The 18,420-nt window shown below is 50.6% G+C and carries 17 protein-coding genes; 10 read left to right on the forward strand and 7 right to left on the reverse strand.

Annotation, left to right across the window (positions count from 1 at the left end):
• Positions 1-6 precede the first annotated feature (6 nt).
• The 4 genes from thiD to AC2UZI_RS11850 all read right to left on the reverse strand — a co-directional run bounded on the left by thiD (position 7) and on the right by AC2UZI_RS11850 (position 4,636).
• Positions 7-846 (reverse strand): bifunctional hydroxymethylpyrimidine kinase/phosphomethylpyrimidine kinase, encoded by an 840-nt coding sequence (thiD, locus tag AC2UZI_RS11835; RefSeq protein WP_486944080.1) that lies wholly within the window; start codon positions 844-846, stop codon positions 7-9.
• 8 nt (positions 847-854) lie between these two features.
• Complete coding sequence (locus tag AC2UZI_RS11840; RefSeq protein ID WP_486944081.1) at positions 855-1,661, reverse strand: thiazole synthase; 807 nt, start codon at positions 1,659-1,661, stop codon at positions 855-857.
• Between the two features lie 87 nt (positions 1,662-1,748).
• Positions 1,749-2,678 carry a helical backbone metal receptor gene (locus tag AC2UZI_RS11845; RefSeq protein ID WP_486944082.1) on the reverse strand — a complete coding sequence of 310 codons (930 nt, stop codon included), beginning with the start codon at positions 2,676-2,678 and terminating at the stop codon, positions 1,749-1,751.
• 107 nt (positions 2,679-2,785) lie between these two features.
• Positions 2,786-4,636, reverse strand: a complete 1,851-nt coding sequence (locus tag AC2UZI_RS11850) for a TonB-dependent receptor domain-containing protein (RefSeq protein ID WP_486944083.1) — start codon at positions 4,634-4,636, stop codon at positions 2,786-2,788.
• A gap of 416 nt (positions 4,637-5,052) precedes the next feature.
• On the opposite strand from AC2UZI_RS11850, the gene metH reads away from it, so the two are divergent.
• A complete protein-coding gene (gene metH / locus AC2UZI_RS11855) occupies positions 5,053-8,829 on the forward strand; it encodes a methionine synthase (protein ID WP_486944084.1) in 3,777 nt (1,258 codons plus the stop codon).
• Between the two features lie 4 nt (positions 8,830-8,833).
• Entirely contained in the window at positions 8,834-9,649 is an 816-nt protein-coding gene (locus AC2UZI_RS11860; protein WP_486944085.1) for a helix-turn-helix transcriptional regulator, read from the forward strand.
• Here AC2UZI_RS11860 and AC2UZI_RS11865 read toward each other — a convergent pair.
• On the reverse strand, positions 9,646-9,987 hold the full coding sequence (locus tag AC2UZI_RS11865) for a zinc ribbon domain-containing protein YjdM (protein ID WP_486944086.1): 342 nt from the start codon (positions 9,985-9,987) through the stop codon (positions 9,646-9,648). The two genes, AC2UZI_RS11860 and AC2UZI_RS11865, sit on opposite strands and share 4 nt — an antisense overlap.
• A 120-nt stretch (positions 9,988-10,107) precedes the next feature.
• A complete protein-coding gene (locus AC2UZI_RS11870; RefSeq protein WP_486944273.1) occupies positions 10,108-11,478 on the reverse strand; it encodes a DHA2 family efflux MFS transporter permease subunit in 1,371 nt (456 codons plus the stop codon).
• A 154-nt stretch (positions 11,479-11,632) separates the two neighbouring features.
• Between AC2UZI_RS11870 and AC2UZI_RS11875 the strand changes: the two genes are divergently transcribed.
• From AC2UZI_RS11875 to AC2UZI_RS11890, 4 genes are all read left to right on the forward strand, one after another.
• Positions 11,633-11,824: a DUF3460 family protein gene (locus tag AC2UZI_RS11875; protein ID WP_486944087.1), complete on the forward strand. Its 192-nt coding sequence runs from the start codon at positions 11,633-11,635 to the stop codon at positions 11,822-11,824.
• A 9-nt stretch (positions 11,825-11,833) separates the two neighbouring features.
• Positions 11,834-12,715 (forward strand): segregation and condensation protein A, encoded by an 882-nt coding sequence (locus AC2UZI_RS11880; RefSeq protein WP_486944088.1) that lies wholly within the window; start codon positions 11,834-11,836, stop codon positions 12,713-12,715.
• Between the two features lie 25 nt (positions 12,716-12,740).
• Complete coding sequence (gene panC, locus AC2UZI_RS11885) at positions 12,741-13,583, forward strand: pantoate--beta-alanine ligase (protein ID WP_486944089.1); 843 nt, start codon at positions 12,741-12,743, stop codon at positions 13,581-13,583.
• Between the two features lie 136 nt (positions 13,584-13,719).
• Positions 13,720-14,076: a response regulator transcription factor gene (locus AC2UZI_RS11890; RefSeq protein ID WP_486944090.1), complete on the forward strand. Its 357-nt coding sequence runs from the start codon at positions 13,720-13,722 to the stop codon at positions 14,074-14,076.
• Between the two features lie 30 nt (positions 14,077-14,106).
• On the opposite strand, the gene AC2UZI_RS11895 is transcribed toward AC2UZI_RS11890, so the two are convergent.
• Complete coding sequence (locus AC2UZI_RS11895; protein ID WP_486944091.1) at positions 14,107-14,769, reverse strand: hypothetical protein; 663 nt, start codon at positions 14,767-14,769, stop codon at positions 14,107-14,109.
• Positions 14,770-14,994: 225 nt separating this feature from the next.
• On the opposite strand from AC2UZI_RS11895, the gene AC2UZI_RS11900 reads away from it, so the two are divergent.
• The 4 genes from AC2UZI_RS11900 to AC2UZI_RS11915 all read left to right on the forward strand — a co-directional run bounded on the left by AC2UZI_RS11900 (position 14,995) and on the right by AC2UZI_RS11915 (position 18,417).
• Positions 14,995-15,615 carry a prepilin peptidase gene (locus AC2UZI_RS11900; RefSeq protein WP_486944092.1) on the forward strand — a complete coding sequence of 207 codons (621 nt, stop codon included), beginning with the start codon at positions 14,995-14,997 and terminating at the stop codon, positions 15,613-15,615.
• 35 nt (positions 15,616-15,650) lie between these two features.
• On the forward strand, positions 15,651-16,262 hold the full coding sequence (coaE, locus tag AC2UZI_RS11905) for a dephospho-CoA kinase (protein ID WP_486944093.1): 612 nt from the start codon (positions 15,651-15,653) through the stop codon (positions 16,260-16,262).
• Positions 16,263-16,309: 47 nt separating this feature from the next.
• Entirely contained in the window at positions 16,310-17,065 is a 756-nt protein-coding gene (gene zapD, locus AC2UZI_RS11910; protein WP_486944094.1) for a cell division protein ZapD, read from the forward strand.
• A gap of 155 nt (positions 17,066-17,220) precedes the next feature.
• Complete coding sequence (locus tag AC2UZI_RS11915) at positions 17,221-18,417, forward strand: efflux RND transporter periplasmic adaptor subunit (protein ID WP_486944095.1); 1,197 nt, start codon at positions 17,221-17,223, stop codon at positions 18,415-18,417.
• The last annotated feature ends 3 nt before the right edge of the window (positions 18,418-18,420 follow it).

Below are 18,420 nucleotides of genomic sequence, written 5' to 3' on the forward strand. Positions count from 1 at the left end.
CAGCCATTAGGAAGAGGTAGGCTGCTGTGTTTGAGGCTGCCACCATTGATGAAAATGGTGAACGGGGCCATGACCGCTACCAATGTGCAGTTCGTGTGAACGCGCGATGGCTTTATAAAGATATTGTTTAGCCGCTTTGGCCGCAACCACCGTATCGCTGGATTGGGGCAGTAGGGCGGCTAAGGCGGCTGAAAGGGTACAGCCGGTGCCATGTGTGTTTTTTGTGTCGATACGTAGGGCGGGCATTTCTATCATCTTGTCGCCGTTGTACAAAATATCGGTACAGTCTTTATCGGGCAGGTGGCCACCTTTTAACAGTACCCAGCGCTCATCGTTGTGGTTGAATAAACCGTGCAGCTTTTCGGCGATGCGGTACATCTCTTTGACGGACTCGGCGGCACGCTGTTCGATCAGTACCCCCGCTTCCGGTAGATTGGGCGTGATCACCGTCGATTGCGGAATAAGGGATTCGCGCATCTCGTTAACCGCAGCGGTTTCCAGTAGATGGTCGCCACTTTTTGCCACCATCACTGGATCCAGCACGACGTGTTTAGGTTTCCACTTGGCAAGGCTGTCACTGACTACACGAATTACTGGCTGCTGGCCCAGCATGCCAATTTTGACGGCGTCTATCCGTACATCGTCAAATAAGGTGTCGATTTGCTGGGTGATAAAGGCAGGATCCACCGGAAAGATGCCGGTTAGTCCTTGGGTGTTTTGAGCAGTCAGTGCGGCAACGACCGCGTTGGCATAAGCGCCCAGAGCGCTCATCGCTTTGACATCGGCCAAAACGCCGGCGCCACCAGAGGGGTCGATGCCCGCAATAGTCAGAGTACTAGGTATCATAATATCGATTAAGAACGAGAGTGGATGAGGCCTTCGGTAGGAGAGCTGGGGTCAGCGTCGTAATACTTGCGAGGGACTCGCCCAGCCAAATAGGCATTGCGGCCAGCTTTTACCGCTTGGTTCATGGCGGTTGCCATGCGTATAGGGTGTGCTGCACCTGCTATGGCGGTATTCATCAGCACACCATCGCAGCCCAGTTCCATCGCAATGGCGGCGTCGGATGCGGTGCCTACACCCGCGTCGACTAATACTGGGACCGTGGCCTGATCGATGATTAAGCGCAAATTCCAAGGGTTAATAATACCCATGCCGGAGCCAATAAGCGACGCTAATGGCATGATGGCTACACAACCAATGTCTTCAAGCATCTTGCATTGAATGGGGTCGTCAGCGCAGTACACCATGACATCAAAACCATCATCCACTAAGGTTTTTGCAGCAATGAGGGTTTCGGGCATGTTGGGAAACAGGTTGTTGGCGTCCCCCAGTACCTCAAGTTTTACGAGTTTATGGCCGTCTAATAATTCACGTGCTAATCGTAAGGTGCGTACAGCGTCGTCGGCTGTAAAACAACCTGCCGTGTTGGGTAGCAAGGTGAATTGAGAGGGTGGCAGGTAATCAAGCAAACTAGGCTGATTGGGGTCTTGGCCAATATTCGTGCGACGAATAGCAACGGTAATGATCTCGGCGCCGCTGGCGTCGATCGCCTCACGCGTTTCATCAAAATCTTTGTATTTGCCCGTGCCCACAAGAAGGCGTGATTGATACGTTTTTCCCGCGATGACAAAAGGGTCTGACGGTGTCTGAAAGGTCATGATAGGTGCTGTGCAGCAAGAGGCACGCATGAAGCTGAGCAATGCGCGCGGTAAATAATACGAAAAACCGGTAAAGGATCATCCATTCTAACGTAGTGCTTCGGCAATGTGGCAGAGCTGGGTAGCGGCGTCGACCAAACGTGGCCCGGGACGGTAGAGGATATCAGGATCAATATTATAAACGCGTTGCGACAACGCAGCAGGAAGATGCAGACCTTGCCAGTAACGCTGGCGTGACTCGATCTCGACGGGGTCTCGCAAGGTGAGCAACACCATCGTCGGGTTCTTGATGAGTAGCGCTTCGGCATTGACTTGCGGAGCCCCAGCTAGGCGACGGCCGTACACATTATGGATACCGCAGGTGGCCAATACATCGTTAATCAGCGTATCGCCACCAATGGTGTATAGGGGCTCGCTACCCACCTCGATAAAAACAGAAATCGTCTTGGCGTGGCGATAGCGCTTATCAAGGTCTTGAATACGCCTCTCTAAGACTTCAGCGCTAGCAATGGCCACGTGTTCGGTTTGGAATAAACGACCGAAACGGCGTATTTCAGAAGGGATGTCTGCTAAGCGTTGTGGAGCAGAATAAGCCTGCGTGATGTTTAAGCTTTGCAGGCTGGGTGACAACGCAATCGCAGCAGCCGATGGTTGCCATGCCAGCACGATGTCAGGCTTTAAGCTAATAAGGTGTTCGTTATCCAGAGTAATGCCCGTGCCTACGCGTGGCAACGATTGAGCCGATTCAGGAAAGTCGCTGGCGGCAACCGTCGCAACAAGGTAATCGCCAGCACCTGCTGCATACAGTAGCTCCGTCACATGGGGGGCGAGGCTAACAGCACGAGTAAAGGGGCCGAGAGAGGAAGGTGCCACAACACCCGAGACGTGCCTTTCTTGAACTGGGTCTTCGGAAGCGCTTAGCACCTGGGTGGTGTGGCCGAACGCTAACGCAGCCAACAACGCCACCACGGTGTAGCGCATACCGCTTTTGACTTGTGAAGCTCGAAAGAAACTCATGGATGCCTCTCGCTCATCGGGTTGTTTCGTATCGGGTAGCAAAGCAAAAAGGGCGCGGCCCCTTTTACTTTGGAATGCAACGGTTTCACAAACGGAAGTTGTGTTGATTAGAGGCGCCAAGCCAGATTCACAAATACGGTGGATCCGAGCGTGTTGTAGCCATGTGCTAACTCGTAGTCGTTATTGAATACGTTATTCCACCGCACTTGGGCTGTCATGGATTTGCTTAATGGGTACTCGGCCGTGAGGTTCAGTAGATGATAGTGCTTCAGGACGGCTCCACCGAAATCAGTGCGCTGACCCGTCCATGAGAACTCGGCACCCAAGCGCAGTTGTTGGTGGGTGTAGTCGGCCCCCAGTTTGTAGTTTTGGGCGGCACGACGTAGTAAGCGCTCATCCGTTGTACGGTTACGCGGGTTAGTGAAGTCAGCGCTGGCCCAGAGGTTTAGCTTGTTGAAGCGCTGGTCCATGGTTAGCGAGAGGCCCTGAATACGCGCTTTTCCTACGTTTTGGTATTGGCTTTCGTATGTGATGGGGTTTAGCGTCACGTACTGTATTAAATTTTTGATGCGGTTCTCATAAACTACCGCTCGAATGCTTCCCGTGCTGTGCTGATAGCTTATACGAGCTTCTGCGTTTTGAGAGGTCTCGGGTTTCAGGTCAGGGTTAGGCCCCCATGGTCCATACAGTGCAGTGAAATCTGCCACTTTGAAGCCGGTGTTGTAGGAAGCACCCACGCTCCAAGCGTCGGAAATATCGAAGTCGTATCCAATCCCTCCTGTTGTGCGGTTGGCTTGCGACGATAAATGATCATGACGCAGGCTAAGCTGCGCGCGATGGGCTCCGCTATTCACGTTGTAGATTAAGGCGGCTGAATTAGTGTGGCGTTTATCCACAGCTAAGTCTTGCCCGTCTTCTACGCGCTCTTCAGTGTGTTCAATTAACGCCGTTAGTTGTTGGTTAGCACCGATTTTGAAATCGTTTTGCCACGCATAGTTCCGTAGGGTGCTTTGGTAACGATTAAAGTAAAAAGAATTAGGAGACCGTGACTCGACGGACTCTCGAGTTTGGTTCACGCTAAGTCGACTTGTCCAGAAATCGGTTAATCGGTTTGTGCTGGAAATGCCATAAGCTTGCTGGTGGGTGATGGCATTATCTTGCAGAATGTGGATGCCACCGGCATCGTAATCGCCGTCTATTTGCGAGCTAAACACGTGGGCGTCAAGGCGATGGTCGTCGTTAAACGCGTAACCGATATTCCCGTTTAAACTATGGCTGCGGTAGCCATCGGTATCGGCGTTTCGGGTGTGGCTGTCTGCTTTGGGGTTCGTGGCGTCAAAGCCGTCGCTGTCAGCGAGTGTGCCACTTAAGCTGTAGTTAAACCCCTTGGCTGAGCCAGAAAAACCCGCGCTAGATCTAAACGTATCTTGCGAGCCCATTCCGATGTTTGCCCACAAGGTGGTGGCGTCGTCGGCGCTGCCTTTTTTAGTAATGATGTTGATGACGCCGCCAATGGCTTCGGCACCATATAAACTACTTCCCGCGCCTCGTACAATTTCGATACGTTCAATCTGCGCTGGATCGATCGCATTTAGGTTAACGGAATTTTGGATGCTGCTGTTGATGCGCACGCCATCGATCAATACCAAGGTGTGCTTGCTTTCGTTACCGCGTATAAAAAGGCTGGTCTGCGTTTGCGGCCCGCCATTGTTTGATATCTCAATACCGTGTTGGCGAGACAGTAACTCGGCCACACTGCTTTGACCTGCTCGTTGAATGGTGGCCGCGTCAATCACACTGACGTCACCGATCACATGGCTTTGTAATTGCGCCGTTCGGCTAGCGGTTACGACCACATTATCGAGTTGAGAAACGGAAGCGCTTGTTTGGGCAGAAATAGACCAAGGAAGCAAACAGGCCAAAGCGGCGGCTGTGTGCCGAGTAGAAAATGACAACATATTGAACCCTGTAAGGTGCGCGTCCCCGCACACCGTTAATAAAAAGCATCCACGCCCAAGAGGGGCTGCGGATCAGTCAGGTGGCAAAAAGGTTCGGTGTCGGGCTTTCATGCCATAAGCATGAGTACCGTTGCGGGGGCAGCACGATTTAGGGCTATATAGGGAATACATAGCCTGACGTTTCCCGGTGCAGAGATGGTGTTAACCTTAGATTTGGCTAAAAGACCATACAACTAGAAAGAATGCACCTTATTGCGCAAGGGGAATGTAGCACGTGCAAGGTCAAAGGTTACAATACAGGCCGTTATTTGTGCTTTCTTCGCTTGATTCTTGTGGTTTGTGTGGTGAATGCACCGAGCTCTGGTGCTTTTGCTTTTATTTTACCGTCTTGTCTTTGCGATCTTTAGGATTTTTCCGTGTCTTATCCCGCCATTCCTTACCCCATTTCTTCGTATACCCGTGCTGGCGATTTTGTGCGCCTGCTTTCCGAGCGCATTGTCATTCTTGATGGCGCGATGGGCACGATGATTCAGCGATATAAGCTCAGCGAGGATGACTTTCGTGGCGAGCGTTTTAAAGATCATCACAAAGACGTACGTGGCGATAACGAGTTGTTGTCGATTGTGCGCCCCGACATTATCGAGGAAATCCATCGCCAGTATCTTGAGGCAGGGGCGGATGTCATTTGTACCAACACCTTTGGGGCCACCGAAGTGGCTCAGGGTGACTACGAATTATTCGGCATTGGTTACGAGCTGAATCGGGCTTCGGCTGAGATCGCTCGTAAAGTGTGTGACGAGTTCCAGTCAAATGGTAGTAAGCGCTATGTGGCGGGAGTTTTAGGCCCGCAACCTAAAACCGCCTCCATCTCGCCCGATGTGAATGATCCGTCAGTGCGTAATATTACGTTCGAACAATTGCGCGAAGCCTATACCGAACAGTTAAACGGGCTTATCGATGGTCAGGTCGACATCATTTTGATTGAAACGATTTTCGATACGCTGAATGCAAAAGCGGCTATTTTTGCGGTAGAGAGCGTATTTGAAGAGCGTGGTATCCGCTTGCCGGTTATGGTGTCGGGCACGGTGACTGATGCGTCGGGTCGTATTTTGTCGGGGCAAACCGTCGAGGCCTTCTGGAACTCTGTTCGCCATGCCCGCCCGGTAACGATTGGATTGAACTGTGCCTTAGGGGCCGCGTTAATGCGCCCGTACATTGCCGAGCTTTCGAAAATTTGTGATACCTATTTGTGTGTCTATCCCAATGCGGGGCTGCCGAACCCCATGGCGGAAACGGGCTTTGATGAAACCCCAACCGATACCTCTAGCCTGCTTGAAGAGTTTGCGCGTTCTGGTCTCGTCAATATGGTGGGAGGTTGCTGCGGCACCACGCCAGATCACATTGCTGCCATTGTTAAGCAGGTCAAAGACCTGCCTTTGCGTACGGTTCCGACCATTCCGGTACAAACTCGCTTATCGGGTTTAGAAGCCCTGAATATTGACGAGCAAAGTTTGTTTGTGAACGTTGGTGAACGAACCAACGTAACGGGCAGTAAAGCGTTCCTACGCCTCATTCGTGAAGAGAAGTTTGAAGAGGCGTTATCTGTAGCCCGTCAGCAGGTAGAAAATGGCGCGCAAGTTATCGATATCAACATGGATGAAGGCATGTTGGATTCGGTGGCGAACATGCATAAGTTTTTAAACTTAATTGCTTCCGAGCCGGATATCTCTCGCGTCCCTATTATGATCGATAGCTCTAAATGGGAGGTCATCGAAACCGGACTGCGCTGCATTCAGGGTAAGGCCATTGTTAACTCGATCTCGATGAAAGAGGGCGAGGAAGAGTTCATTAAGCATGCTCAGCTTTGCCGTAAATACGGGGCGGCCGCCGTCGTGATGGCGTTTGATGAAGACGGTCAGGCCGATAACCTTGAACGTCGCATCGAAATATGTAAACGAGCTTACGATATTCTGGTGAATCAGGTGGGCTTTCCGCCTGAAGATATTATCTTCGATGCGAACGTCTTTGCGATTGCTACCGGTATCGACGAGCACAACAATTATGCGGTTGATTTTATCGAAAGCGTAAAGTGGATACGGGCTAACCTTCCATACGCACGCTTATCTGGTGGTATTTCTAACGTTAGTTTTTCCTTCCGTGGCAATGAGGCCATGCGCGAAGCGATCCATACTGTGTTCTTGTATCACACCATTCGTGAAGGGCTCACGATGGGGATTGTGAATGCCGGTCAGTTAGGCGTTTACGCAGACATCGATCCCGTACTGCGCGACATGGTCGAAGACGTGGTGTTAAACCGTGAGGTACCCCTCGGTAAAACAGACCCCGATGACGAGCGTACATCGACCGAGCGTTTGGTTGAGTTTGCCGAGCAAGTAAAAGGCTCGGGGGCGAAGCGCGAAGAAGACTTGCGTTGGCGTGAGGGTAGCGTCGAAGAGCGCATTACTCACGCCTTAGTTAACGGCATCACCGCTTTTATTGTGGAAGACACCGAAGAGGTACGTCAAAAAATCGCAGAGACAGGCGGACGTCCGATTCAGGTTATTGAAGGTCCGCTAATGGACGGCATGAACGTGGTGGGCGACTTATTTGGCGCGGGGAAAATGTTCCTGCCCCAAGTGGTGAAATCAGCCCGGGTCATGAAGCAAGCTGTTTCGCACTTGGTGCCCTTCATTGAAGAGGAAAAGCGTCAAATTGAGGCGGCGGGTGGCGATGTCCGCTCTAAAGGCAAGATCGTGATTGCTACCGTTAAGGGTGACGTGCACGACATCGGGAAAAACATCGTGACCGTGGTGTTGCAGTGTAATAACTTCGATGTTGTGAACATGGGGGTCATGGTGCCGTGTGCCCAAATTCTTGAGAAAGCGAAAGAAGAAGGCGCTGACATGGTTGGGCTGTCGGGTCTGATCACACCTAGCTTAGAAGAGATGAGGTATGTGGCCTCAGAAATGCAGCGCGACTCTTACTTCCGCGACAAAAAAATGCCATTGTTGATTGGCGGCGCCACAACCAGTCGCGTTCATACCGCGGTAAAAATCGCACCGAATTACGACGGTCCGGTCATTTATGTGCCTGACGCCAGCCGTTCGGTAGGCGTGGCGACGCAGTTAATGTCCGACTCTCGTGAGCGCTACTTGGCAGAGTTGGCAGACGAGTACGAGTTGGTTCGTACGCGTCATGCTAATCGCAAAGAGACGCCTTTGGTGTCGCTCGAACAGGCCCGTGCCGACGCACCCCAAATTGATTGGACGGGCTATACGCCACCACGTCCGAAATTCATTGGTCGCCGAACTTTTATCAATTACGACTTAGCCGAGATTGCCAAGTACATTGATTGGACGCCTTTCTTCCAAACATGGAGCCTATTTGGCCGTTATCCGCGTATTCTTGATGATGAGGTGGTCGGAGAGCAGGCTAGAACGCTTTTTGCAGAAAGTCAGGAAATGCTCAAGAAGATTATCGATGGGCGCTGGTTACAAGCAAACGGTGTGATTGCGTTTTATCCGGCGAACTCGGTCAATGGCGAAGACATCGAGGTGTATAGCGATGAAAGCCGCTCTGAGGTGTTGTTCACTTGGCGTAATTTGCGTCAGCAAACCGTGAAACGTGAAGGGGTAGACAGCAAATGTTTAGCCGACTACATCGCGCCTAAAGAAACAGGCATTATCGATTACATCGGTATGTTTGCTGTGACCGGTGGCTTGAATATCGAAAAGCACTCTGAACGCTTTCAGGCGCAGGGTGATGATTATTCTGACATTATGCTTAAAGCCTTAGGAGATCGTTTCGCTGAAGGTTTTGCCGAATGCTTGCACGCACGGGTACGAACTGACTTGTGGGGTTATGTGCCTGAAGAAAGTCTGGACAACGAAGCGCTTATCGACGAGAAGTATCAAGGCATACGACCAGCACCGGGCTACCCAGCATGCCCAGAGCACGTGGTGAAAGGCGATATGTTCGACGTTTTGCAATGCGAAGACATCGACATGCAATTAACTGACGGTTTTGCCATGTACCCCGCTTCTAGCGTTTCTGGTTTTTATTTTAGCCACCCTAAATCTCAGTACTTTAATGTTGGGCACATCGGAGCTGATCAGCTGCAAGACTATATTGAGCGATCAGGAAGAGACGAAGCAGAAGTGAAACGCTCGTTGGCGAGTGTATTGCGAGGCTAAGCGTATGCCCAGTGCAAAGTCCACGTCTTCCAGCAGCGACTCCGCGTCGTCTCGACGGCGAGCATTGGGCGATTTTCTACGCAGTGCCCGAGAGCGCACCACCCCTCAAAGTGTGGGGCTGCCGGCGGGCGGGCGTCGGCGTACGCCGGGCTTGCGCCGAGAGGAAGTCGCGCAACTGTGTGACATTAGCGTTACGTGGTACACCTGGATAGAGCAGGGACGTGATATTGCGATTTCACCTACGGTATGTGCGCGGTTAGCATCCACCTTAAGGTTGGGGCGCGCTGAACGACACTATATGTTTGAACTGGCAGAGGTCACCGATCCCGAGCATGCGGAAGCCAGTGCTGAGCTGCCGTTGGGGTTAGCTAACTGTGTGCACAGCATCGTGGCGCCCGCTTATATTCTTGATCGCACATGGAATGTACTGGCGCGTAATAGGGCGTTGCTGCGTTTGTTTGATGGGTGGCCTGACCGCTCGCCTGAGCCCAACCTATTGCGTTATATCTTTCTTGACCCTGCCGCTCGCTCTCTTGTTGTAGATTGGGATGAGCGAGCAACACGAGTGGTCAGTGAGTTTCGAGCCGATGTCGGTGCGCACGCGGGTGAGCCTGAGTTGAATGCGTTACTCGACGAGCTATTGAGCGAAAGTGAGGTTTTTGCACAGTGGTGGGGGCGCCAAACCGTTATTGAACGAGAGGGTGGTCTACGTAGTTTTAACCACCCTCAAGACGGCGTGCTGCACTTTCAGCAGTTTACCTTCAGGTTGGCAGTCCGGGCAGATTGTAAATTAGTGATGTTAATACCCGGTGCTTCTTAGCCTTTTTTCATGAACTCTGCTTTGAGCTCGTAACTGATGCCATCCACTTTACAGCTGATTTCATGATCGCTGGGAATAATACGAATGCCGCGAATTTTGGTGCCTTTCTTTAGTGTGGTTGAGGAACCTTTGACGCGTAAGTCTTTAATTAAATAGACATCGTCGCCGTCCACTAAGACGTTGCCGTGGGCGTCTTTAATGGCGGGGCTATCGTCTTCGTCTGTGGTGTCGACAGCAACGGTGGGCCATTCGTGTGCGCAGTCAGGGCAAATATAGAGTTCGCCGTCCTGATAGGTATTTTCCATTGTACAGGTAGGACAAGCTGGGGGCATTGACATAAAAGTTCCTAATTAATCGTTATTAATGGGTTAATTACGCAATTTTAAGCCAAGTTAGCGACAAAAGCAGGAAGCTGCTTCCGGGTGTGCGGGCGCGTCGCGTTGCGCCACAATCCGCCACTAGTTGGAAGGCGTTTGCAACGAGTCGCCGTCATTGCCGTGCAGCCGCAAAAATGACAAGCTGGATAATGCCGTGACAAGTCCGATCACCATGAAGCCCCAAAACAGGTCGGTGGTGGTCACGGCTGTGCCACCACGCCAGTGCATACTCAAATTTAAGGTGACCGCAGCGCAGGCAACGCCAATACTGATACCCAGTTGCTGAGCCATGGAAGCAAAGGTACTGGCTCGGCTCATGGAAACGGCGTCGATGTCTGCATAGGTTAGGGTGTTCACGGCAGTGAATTGTAATGATCTAAAAATTCCGCCTATGCCCAGAATCACCGACATCCACCAAAGGGGGGTGTTCATATCAAACCAAGCGCAGAGAATAATAAATAAGCCTGTTAACAAGGCGTTATAGACTAAAACGTGCTTGTAGCCGAAGCGTCGAATAATAAAAGGGGCAATGGGCTTCATAATTAGTGCACCCACGGCGCTGGTGAAGGTGACCATTCCTGCGGCAAAAGCCGACATGCCAAAGCCGACCTGAAGCAAGATAGCTAACATGTAGGGCACGGCCCCTAAGGAGAAGCGACACAGGTTTCCGCCTAGAACCGAAATGGCAAAGCTGCGGCTTTTTAATAAAGACAAATCAATAATGGGGTTAAGCGCTCTGCGTGCGTACCAGATATAGCTCAGGCCGCTAAGCAGTCCGACCGTAAACAGTATTCCTAATAGGTTCAATGGCATGGTGGGGTGGCCAATGGATTCGAAACTGATTACCAAGGTGGACAGAGCAATGCTGCTGAGTAGAAAACCCACCCAATCTAAACGTTGGGCACTAATAGGGTAGTCGTTACGAATAAATTTTAAGACCAAAATAATCCCAAGAATACCCACGGGAATATTCATTAAAAATATCCAGTGCCAGGTGGTGTAGGTCACCAGAAAGCCACCCACGGGCGGGCCCAGTATGGGACCAAATAGCGCGGGTAAGGTTAATACCGACATGGCACGTAGTAGTTCAGTTTTGGGTACGCGTCGTAGTAAAATAATACGGCCTACAGGTACCATCATGGCACCGGCTAGGCCCTGTACGACACGGGCAGCAACCAGTTGCTCTAGGCTTTGTGATGCTGCACACGCAACCGAGCTTAAGGTGAACAACAGGATGGCAGCCAAAAAAATGCGGCGGGCGCCGAATCGGTCCGCAGCCCAACCACTGACCGGAACAAACACCGCTACGGCAAGTAAGTAGCTGGTAATAATGGCATTCATGCGGATGACGCTGGTGTTAAGGTCGGCCGCCATGGTGGGTAAGGCTGTGGCCACGACGGTTGCGTCCAGCATTTGCATAAATAATGCGCATCCCACGATATATGGGATCATTCGAATAGCGCGTTGTTCGGTTTTTGATAAAGTGGGGTCTGCAGCTACGGTGTCACGTTTATGGTCTGTTTGCATGCCTTACTCTATTTATGAGCCGGTTTGAAGTACACTCGAAGCTTAATCGTGTAACCCATCACTAAACTTTATAGTCATTATGGCAAAAAATTTCGAATCTGAGATCACTCAGTTTCTCAACACCTATAAAAAGCAAAATCCAGAAACTGAAGTACGCCAGCGAGAAGGGCGTGGTCGACTATGGGATAAACACATCGATCCCGAGCTGCAAGAAGGGTATCGAGCCGGCCGCGTCGCTCAACCTGCCTATGTGTATTACGAAAACAAGTAAGATGGTTTGATGTCTGAGACGACAGGGGATGGTTTAGCTTCTGGCCTGATGGCTTCGGAATCTACAACTCACGACGTCGATCATGTGGCCTTGGCTCGCCTATATGGCGAGCCTTTGTTTGCGATTCCCCAAGATCTCTACATACCACCTGATGCCCTTGAGATTTTTTTAGAGTCTTTTGAAGGGCCTCTGGACTTACTGCTGTATTTAATACGCAAGCAAAACTTCAACGTACTTGATATTCCCATGGCCCAAGTAACGGGGCAATATCTGGCGTACGTAGAAGAAATCCGTCGCACTAATCTCGAGCTTGCGGGCGAATACTTATTGATGGCTGCTGTTCTGATCGAGATTAAATCCAGAATGCTGCTTCCCGTCAAAAAGGCAGACTCCGGCGAAGAGGTCGATGATCCACGGGCCGAATTAGTGCGACGTCTGCTGGAATACGAAAAAATGAAGCTGGCTGCACAGCAGCTTGACGCCGTGCCCAGACTTGACCGTGATTTTAAGCGTGCGCAGGCTTATTTAGATGTGTATGTCGAGAAACTGTTGCCCGACGTCGATCCTGATGAGCTTCGTGATGCGTGGCAAGGCATTATGCGACGGGCTCAGCTTAATCGTAATCACATGATTACGCGCGAGCAGTTATCGGTGCGTGATCACATGAGTCAAATCCTTCGTCGTTTACATGACGTTCAGTTTTTAGAATTTAATGAGCTGTTTAGCGAGCGTATTGCTGAAGGTGACACGGTAGCGATTATCGTGGTGCATTTTCTTGCCATGCTCGAGTTGGTCCGAGAATCGCTAGTGCAGATTACTCAGGCTGCGCCTTATGACCCTATTTATGTACGACTTGCTTTTGTCCGCACGGCAGACGAAGTGATTCAATAGTCGTAGTTAGGTATCGGAGTTTTTTGTGAAAGTTGTACATACTATTCAAGAGTTACGAGATCATTTGCAAGGCCAAACACGTGTCGCCTTTGTGCCCACCATGGGGAATTTACACGAGGGCCATCTTTCATTGATGCGCCTGGCACGTCAGCATGGTGATCCAGTGGTGGCCAGCATTTTTGTGAATCCCTTACAGTTCGGTCCTAATGAGGACTTTGATCTTTACCCCCGTACGCTGCAAAACGATATCGATAAGCTCGAAGCTGCGCGTGATGTGTATGTGCTGTTTGCTCCCACCGAAAAAGAAATGTACCCAGAGCCGCAAAGTTTCAGGGTGCAACCCCCTGATGATTTAGGCGACATACTCGAGGGTGAATTTCGCCCTGGTTTCTTTGAAGGGGTCAGCACCGTTGTCTTAAAACTGTTCTCCTGTGTGCAGCCCAGAGTGGCGGTGTTCGGGAAAAAAGACTACCAGCAATTGATGGTGGTGCGTAATATGTGCAGGCAGTTTCAGTTGCCGGTCGAGGTCTTGGCCCATGAAACGGTGCGGGAAGATAATGGTTTGGCCCTGTCCTCGCGTAACCGCTATTTAAGCGACGAGCAACGCGTTCAAGCCCCACAACTCTATGCTTGTTTGACTGCGGTGAAGCAGCAAATTTTAGGGGGCGCAACGAATGTGGCAGAGATCGAGCAAGAGGCCGCTCGACGCTTACAGGCCGAAGGGTGGGAAGTTGATTATTTCGCTTTGCGCCGTCAACGAGACCTATTGATTCCCAACAATGAAGAGCTTGTCTCTGGCGAGCCCTTAGTGGCCTTAGCCGCTGCGAAATTAGGTGATACCCGCCTCATTGATAACTTAGAAATATAAAAGATAAGGCGACGCCTCGATCTGCTTTCGCTACGTGTTTTTGCATGTGGACAAATTTGTCCTACTTAAATTAGCGGATAGACGTAACAAAACGTTTCTGAAAAAATACAGCTTCTACTACTTCAGAGAGGTTTGTATGTCGTTAGACCGTCATTTTTGTTTAAATCGAGCGTTTGCGTTGTTAACGATACGTGAGCGCGATGTTAAGGCACTGCTGATCAAAGGGTGGGCGAATAAAGTGATCGCGGCCGAACTCGGTATTTCGCAACGCACCGTAGAAACCTACCGTGCGCGTATCTTTAAAAAATTTGAAGTACGAAATGCGGTAGAGCTAACGGGTTTGTTGCTGTCGTCCTCGCCAAACTATGCCGACTCAGGTAGGACGGATTCCCCCAGTGTGGCTGAGCCAATGGCTCAGGTCGAGGATGATGACGACGACTCGCTCACTTTAAAAAACGGTGACCTATCCGATAAAAAAAAGGCCCCTAAATAAAAGGGGCGTTGACGTGCACGTAGCCAAATTTTATTGTGCGCTATGGCACTGTGGGGCAGGGGTGTTATCAAGTTCGGGAATGGGCTCAATATTCGCCTGACGACGTAAGAACGTTTCTAGCGTAGGGCGCACTTGATTGAATGAATGTACACGTAACTGTTGGTCGTTCAGGAAGCTAAGCTCGGCGATGCTGACCTCATCACTGGTTTGCAAAATAATACGAGTGGGCGCCGTACCGACAGGATACCAGCAGCCGGTAAGGTGATGCGCTTGCGCCGAGTCATCCACTGCTTCGAGCTTCATTCTCCATACGCCTGAGGGTGCTGTCGTCAATGTCGTACGTTGTGGTGTGCAATGTACGTTGGTGCTGGGGCAACTAATCGTGCCGAGAAAAGTGCGGGCTTCAAGCAACTCACGAATTTGACGCGCTTCGATCACGGCCTGATCGGCCGTTTGCGCAACCTCTGCTTTCGCATTATCACCAAACCCCATTTGAATCTGTGACGCGGCTTTGGCTTGCTCACGGCCGCGGGCTTTGTTTTGCGCATCGGTAATGGTGCTGTCACGAGCGATGTTGGCATCGTTATAGTCTGGCGCCATTGGGTTTTGAGCACAACCAACCATGAGCATTCCCGCCAGCAAGGTACTCACTGTTGTGATTGAGCGGTGTTTTTTGAGTATGGCGATAGGCATCGTGATTTCCTAAACGAAGAGGCTAATGAAGAGTGCATGCTACATGCAGGGTTGGGTAAGAGAATTATAAGCGCTTAATGAGGAGCAAGCGTAACGATGCTGTATATGGTGTGTTTGGCCTATTTTTGTGCCGTGTTTTGGGTAGCATATCGCTGCGCGTGTTGTTATCAGGCTTTAGTTATAGCGGGGTTTGAGCCTAATCGGCGTACCTTTGTTCACTCGATCATGCAGGCATTAAAACCCAGCCAGTTGCTATCGATGCAATACGGTTGGGCCTTAGCGCGCTATCACCGCTACGTATGCTGTGTGGCCGTAGCCCTTGTTTTGGTGGTGTTAAGCACTTTTATGTATCGTTGGGCTTTCCTGGCGTCAACGTTAAATGCCTCCTTTATCGTCCTGCTAGGTTGGCATGCGTGGGTCGTAACGCTATTGATCTTTTTATCGTGTATTGATCTCAAATCATACCTGCTTCCCGATGTGTTGTGCCTGCCCTTATTGCTATCGGCCGTATTGATGGGGTGGTTTTTTCCCACAATAATGGACGTGAATTCAGTGTTAAGTGTGTTGTGGGTGGCCGTGTTGGCTTATGGCGCGTACGTTGTAGGTCGATACGTGGCCGACGCGCCGTTAATAGGCTTGGGTGATGTAAAGCTTTATATTGCCTTAGTCGCTTGCTTGCCTACGCTGAAGGCAGCGTTATTTAGTTATTTGTTTGCCTGCTTAAGTTGTTGGTTGGTGCAGTTAATTTGGCAGCGACGATGGTTACCGCAGGGCAGTTGTGCGTTTGGCCCTTATCTATGCATTGGTTATTTAATCAGCATTTTGGGGCTGCCTGCGTTACAGTAATGGCTTCTAAGAATGCATTAAACTTGCACATATCTATGCTTAAAATTGGCTTAACAGGTGGTATTGGGTCCGGTAAAACAAAGGTTGCTCAGTTTTTTGAGCAATGGGGTGCTACCGTGGTTGATACTGATCTTATTGCGCATTCATTGACCATAGCGCAGGGCCAGGCCATCGAGGCCATACGAAGCCAGTTTGGTGCCGAATTTATAACCCCAGAGGGCGCCATGGACAGGGCTAAAATGCGTGAGTACGTATTTTCAGAGCCTCAACGTAGGCGTCGCCTTGAAGCAATCTTACATCCTTTGATTCGCGACGTTACAAATCGCCAAATTATTCAGGCGCAAGGGTGTTATGTTGTGGTGGTAGTGCCTTTGCTCGTCGAAAATGGGACATGGAGAGATCGGGTCGATAGGATCTGTGTTGTGGATTGCGATCCCGCCACACAAATTCAGCGCGTACAGGCGCGTAGTCAGCTGACGATACCCGCCATTGAGCGTATCATGAAGGTGCAAGCCACACGTGAGCAGCGCTTGCAAGCAGCTGACGATATTATTCTTAATGATGCTGCCACAAGCCTGTCCACGCTGAAAGATCGAGCATGGCAACTGCACACGTTTTGGAAAGGCTTAGCGACTACACTATCCTGAGCCAACTGGTTTTTATAGCTATTCGTCAAATTTAAGGTTTATATCGCGTGATTCTTTACGAATACCCATGCAATGAACGCGTACGTGCCTTTTTGCGAGTCGAGCATTTGTTTGATCGTCTATTTTATTTTTCGGCAGGTAGCGATCCCTTATTGCATCAAGTCGCGGTAAGCACGTTGTTTGAGTTATTGGAAATTTGTGAGCGCTCAGATATACGTGGAATGGTTCTACAAGATATAGAACGTCAACGTGTGGCGCTGACCGCCTTGCGTGAGCACCCCGGTGTCGCCGGACAACGTCTGGATTCCATGCTTCAAGAGATGCAAGATGTGGCGGCTAATTTAGCGGCACAGGGTCGAATTGGTCAAACGCTTCGTGATAACGATTGGCTATCCAGTCTCAGGGGTCGAATTGCTATTCCAGGCGGTACCTCGCAAGCTGATATACCCTCCTACTTTTCGTGGCAGCTAAAACCAGAGCACACGCGTCGAGCTGACCTTGAGCATTGGACTGAGGCGTTCGCACCTTTGCATCAAGCACTAAAATTGATATTAGCGATGCTGCGTAGCGCAGGTGATGTGGTGGATCATGTTGCTCACGAGGGCAGCTATCAGGAAATGCTAAGTGGAAAGTCTTTTCAGTTGCTTAGGGTATGGGTCGATGCTAGCACCGGCGCCTTTCCCGAGATGAGTGCGAACAAATACGTGATTTGGGTGCGCTTTGCTCTTCAGGATAATGAAAATAAGCCTCTGGCCATCACACGCGACATTCCTTTTAAGCTTGCTCGCTGCAATATTGGTTGAGCGGAACTTTATAATACGACGTATGTCCGATGTGAGGCGGTAGTAAGCACTCAGATGAAGGCTTACCGCTTATCGTACTTATGTAGACAAAATAATAAATTGTTTTTTTGGCTTTCACCTTGTGAGAGCGCGCCCTTATTGCCGGAGAGCACTGCATGTTTGTATCTAAACCTCGCGCTGGATTGAGGTCTAAAAAAGCCATTTGGTGCATCATTATTTTGGTAGTGCTAGTGGGTTTAGGGTATGGGTGGTTTACCCGTGATACGGATAATGGCTCTTCTTCCCCAAGTGGGCCAGGTCGAGCCAACGGCATGCCTAGTATAAAAACGCCGGTTCGGGTTGAGGCTGTGGTGGCTGGAAGCGTGCCACAGCGTATTAATGCTATTGGTACCGTGCAGGCATTTAACACGGTGACGGTGCGTAGCCGCGTTGAAGGCGAACTAATCAGTATTAACTTTAAAGAGGGCCAGCTTGTTCAAGCGGGTGACGTTTTGGCGCAAGTTGACCCGCGAGCCTTTCAGGTTCAGCTTGACCAAGCATTAGGACAGTTACGGCAAACCGAGGCTCAATTAAAAATTGCTGAAACCGATTTACAGCGTTATCGACGCCTGCGTGATCAAAACTCCATCGCAACCCAGCAAGTGGAAACCCAAGCGTCGTTAGTGGAACAGCTTAAGGGCAGTGCACAGACCCATAAAGCAGCGGTGGATGATGCGCGCTTACAGTTAGACTACACCAAGATCACGGCACCCATAACGGGGCGCCTTGGGTTACGCAGCCTCGATGTGGGCAATCTGGTTTCGGCCTCAAATACTGATGGTTTGGTGGTTATTACGCAGACGCAGCCTATTGCCGTCAGCTTTTCGTTACCCCAGCACGATTTGTATGAAGTATTCGAGCGCATGCAGGTAGAGACGGCCTTATCGGTGTCTGTGAGCGATCGAAATGGAAACTCGATCGCGGCTGGCGAATTGCTTGCCGTTGATAACCAAATTGATATTGAGACTGGCACGGTGCGCATGAAAGCCAGTTTCCCAAATACCAATAATCGCCTTTTCCCTAATCAGTTTGTGAGCGCGAGCGTATTGCTTGGCGAGCAGCAAGGCATGGTGGTGCCTTCACATGCCGTGCAAAACGGCTCAATTGGTACCTACGTGTATGTGGTTGACGATCGTGAACATGTTGAAGTTCGTCAAGTTACGGTAGGAACGGTCAGCGGTATGTCTACGGTCATTATCGAGGGTTTGACCGAGGGCGAGCGTGTGGTGATCGAAGGGACTGACCGGTTACGCGAGGGAGCACCGGTAGAGGTACTGCCCGCTCCGGCGGCCTCTACGAATGCACTACCCTAGGGG

It is taken from the genome of Paenalcaligenes sp. DL 463 (assembly GCF_057475185.1).

What these genes read in the sequence shown, in the direction of transcription:
- AC2UZI_RS11890 (WP_486944090.1), top strand. Translation starts at nt 13,720, where the DNA reads ATGTCGTTAGACCGTCATTTTTGTTTAAATCGAGCGTTTGCGTTGTTA.
- AC2UZI_RS11870 (WP_486944273.1), bottom strand. Translation starts at nt 11,478, where the DNA reads ATGATCCCATATATCGTGGGATGCGCATTATTTATGCAAATGCTGGAC.
- AC2UZI_RS11915 (WP_486944095.1), top strand. Translation starts at nt 17,221, where the DNA reads ATGTTTGTATCTAAACCTCGCGCTGGATTGAGGTCTAAAAAAGCCATT.
- AC2UZI_RS11895 (WP_486944091.1), bottom strand. Translation starts at nt 14,769, where the DNA reads ATGCCTATCGCCATACTCAAAAAACACCGCTCAATCACAACAGTGAGT.
- AC2UZI_RS11850 (WP_486944083.1), bottom strand. Translation starts at nt 4,636, where the DNA reads ATGTTGTCATTTTCTACTCGGCACACAGCCGCCGCTTTGGCCTGTTTG.
- AC2UZI_RS11845 (WP_486944082.1), bottom strand. Translation starts at nt 2,678, where the DNA reads ATGAGTTTCTTTCGAGCTTCACAAGTCAAAAGCGGTATGCGCTACACC.
- AC2UZI_RS11900 (WP_486944092.1), top strand. Translation starts at nt 14,995, where the DNA reads ATGCAGGCATTAAAACCCAGCCAGTTGCTATCGATGCAATACGGTTGG.
- AC2UZI_RS11875 (WP_486944087.1), top strand. Translation starts at nt 11,633, where the DNA reads ATGGCAAAAAATTTCGAATCTGAGATCACTCAGTTTCTCAACACCTAT.
- AC2UZI_RS11860 (WP_486944085.1), top strand. Translation starts at nt 8,834, where the DNA reads ATGCCCAGTGCAAAGTCCACGTCTTCCAGCAGCGACTCCGCGTCGTCT.
- AC2UZI_RS11865 (WP_486944086.1), bottom strand. Translation starts at nt 9,987, where the DNA reads ATGTCAATGCCCCCAGCTTGTCCTACCTGTACAATGGAAAATACCTAT.
- coaE (WP_486944093.1), top strand. Translation starts at nt 15,651, where the DNA reads ATGCTTAAAATTGGCTTAACAGGTGGTATTGGGTCCGGTAAAACAAAG.
- AC2UZI_RS11840 (WP_486944081.1), bottom strand. Translation starts at nt 1,661, where the DNA reads ATGACCTTTCAGACACCGTCAGACCCTTTTGTCATCGCGGGAAAAACG.
- thiD (WP_486944080.1), bottom strand. Translation starts at nt 846, where the DNA reads ATGATACCTAGTACTCTGACTATTGCGGGCATCGACCCCTCTGGTGGC.
- AC2UZI_RS11880 (WP_486944088.1), top strand. Translation starts at nt 11,834, where the DNA reads ATGTCTGAGACGACAGGGGATGGTTTAGCTTCTGGCCTGATGGCTTCG.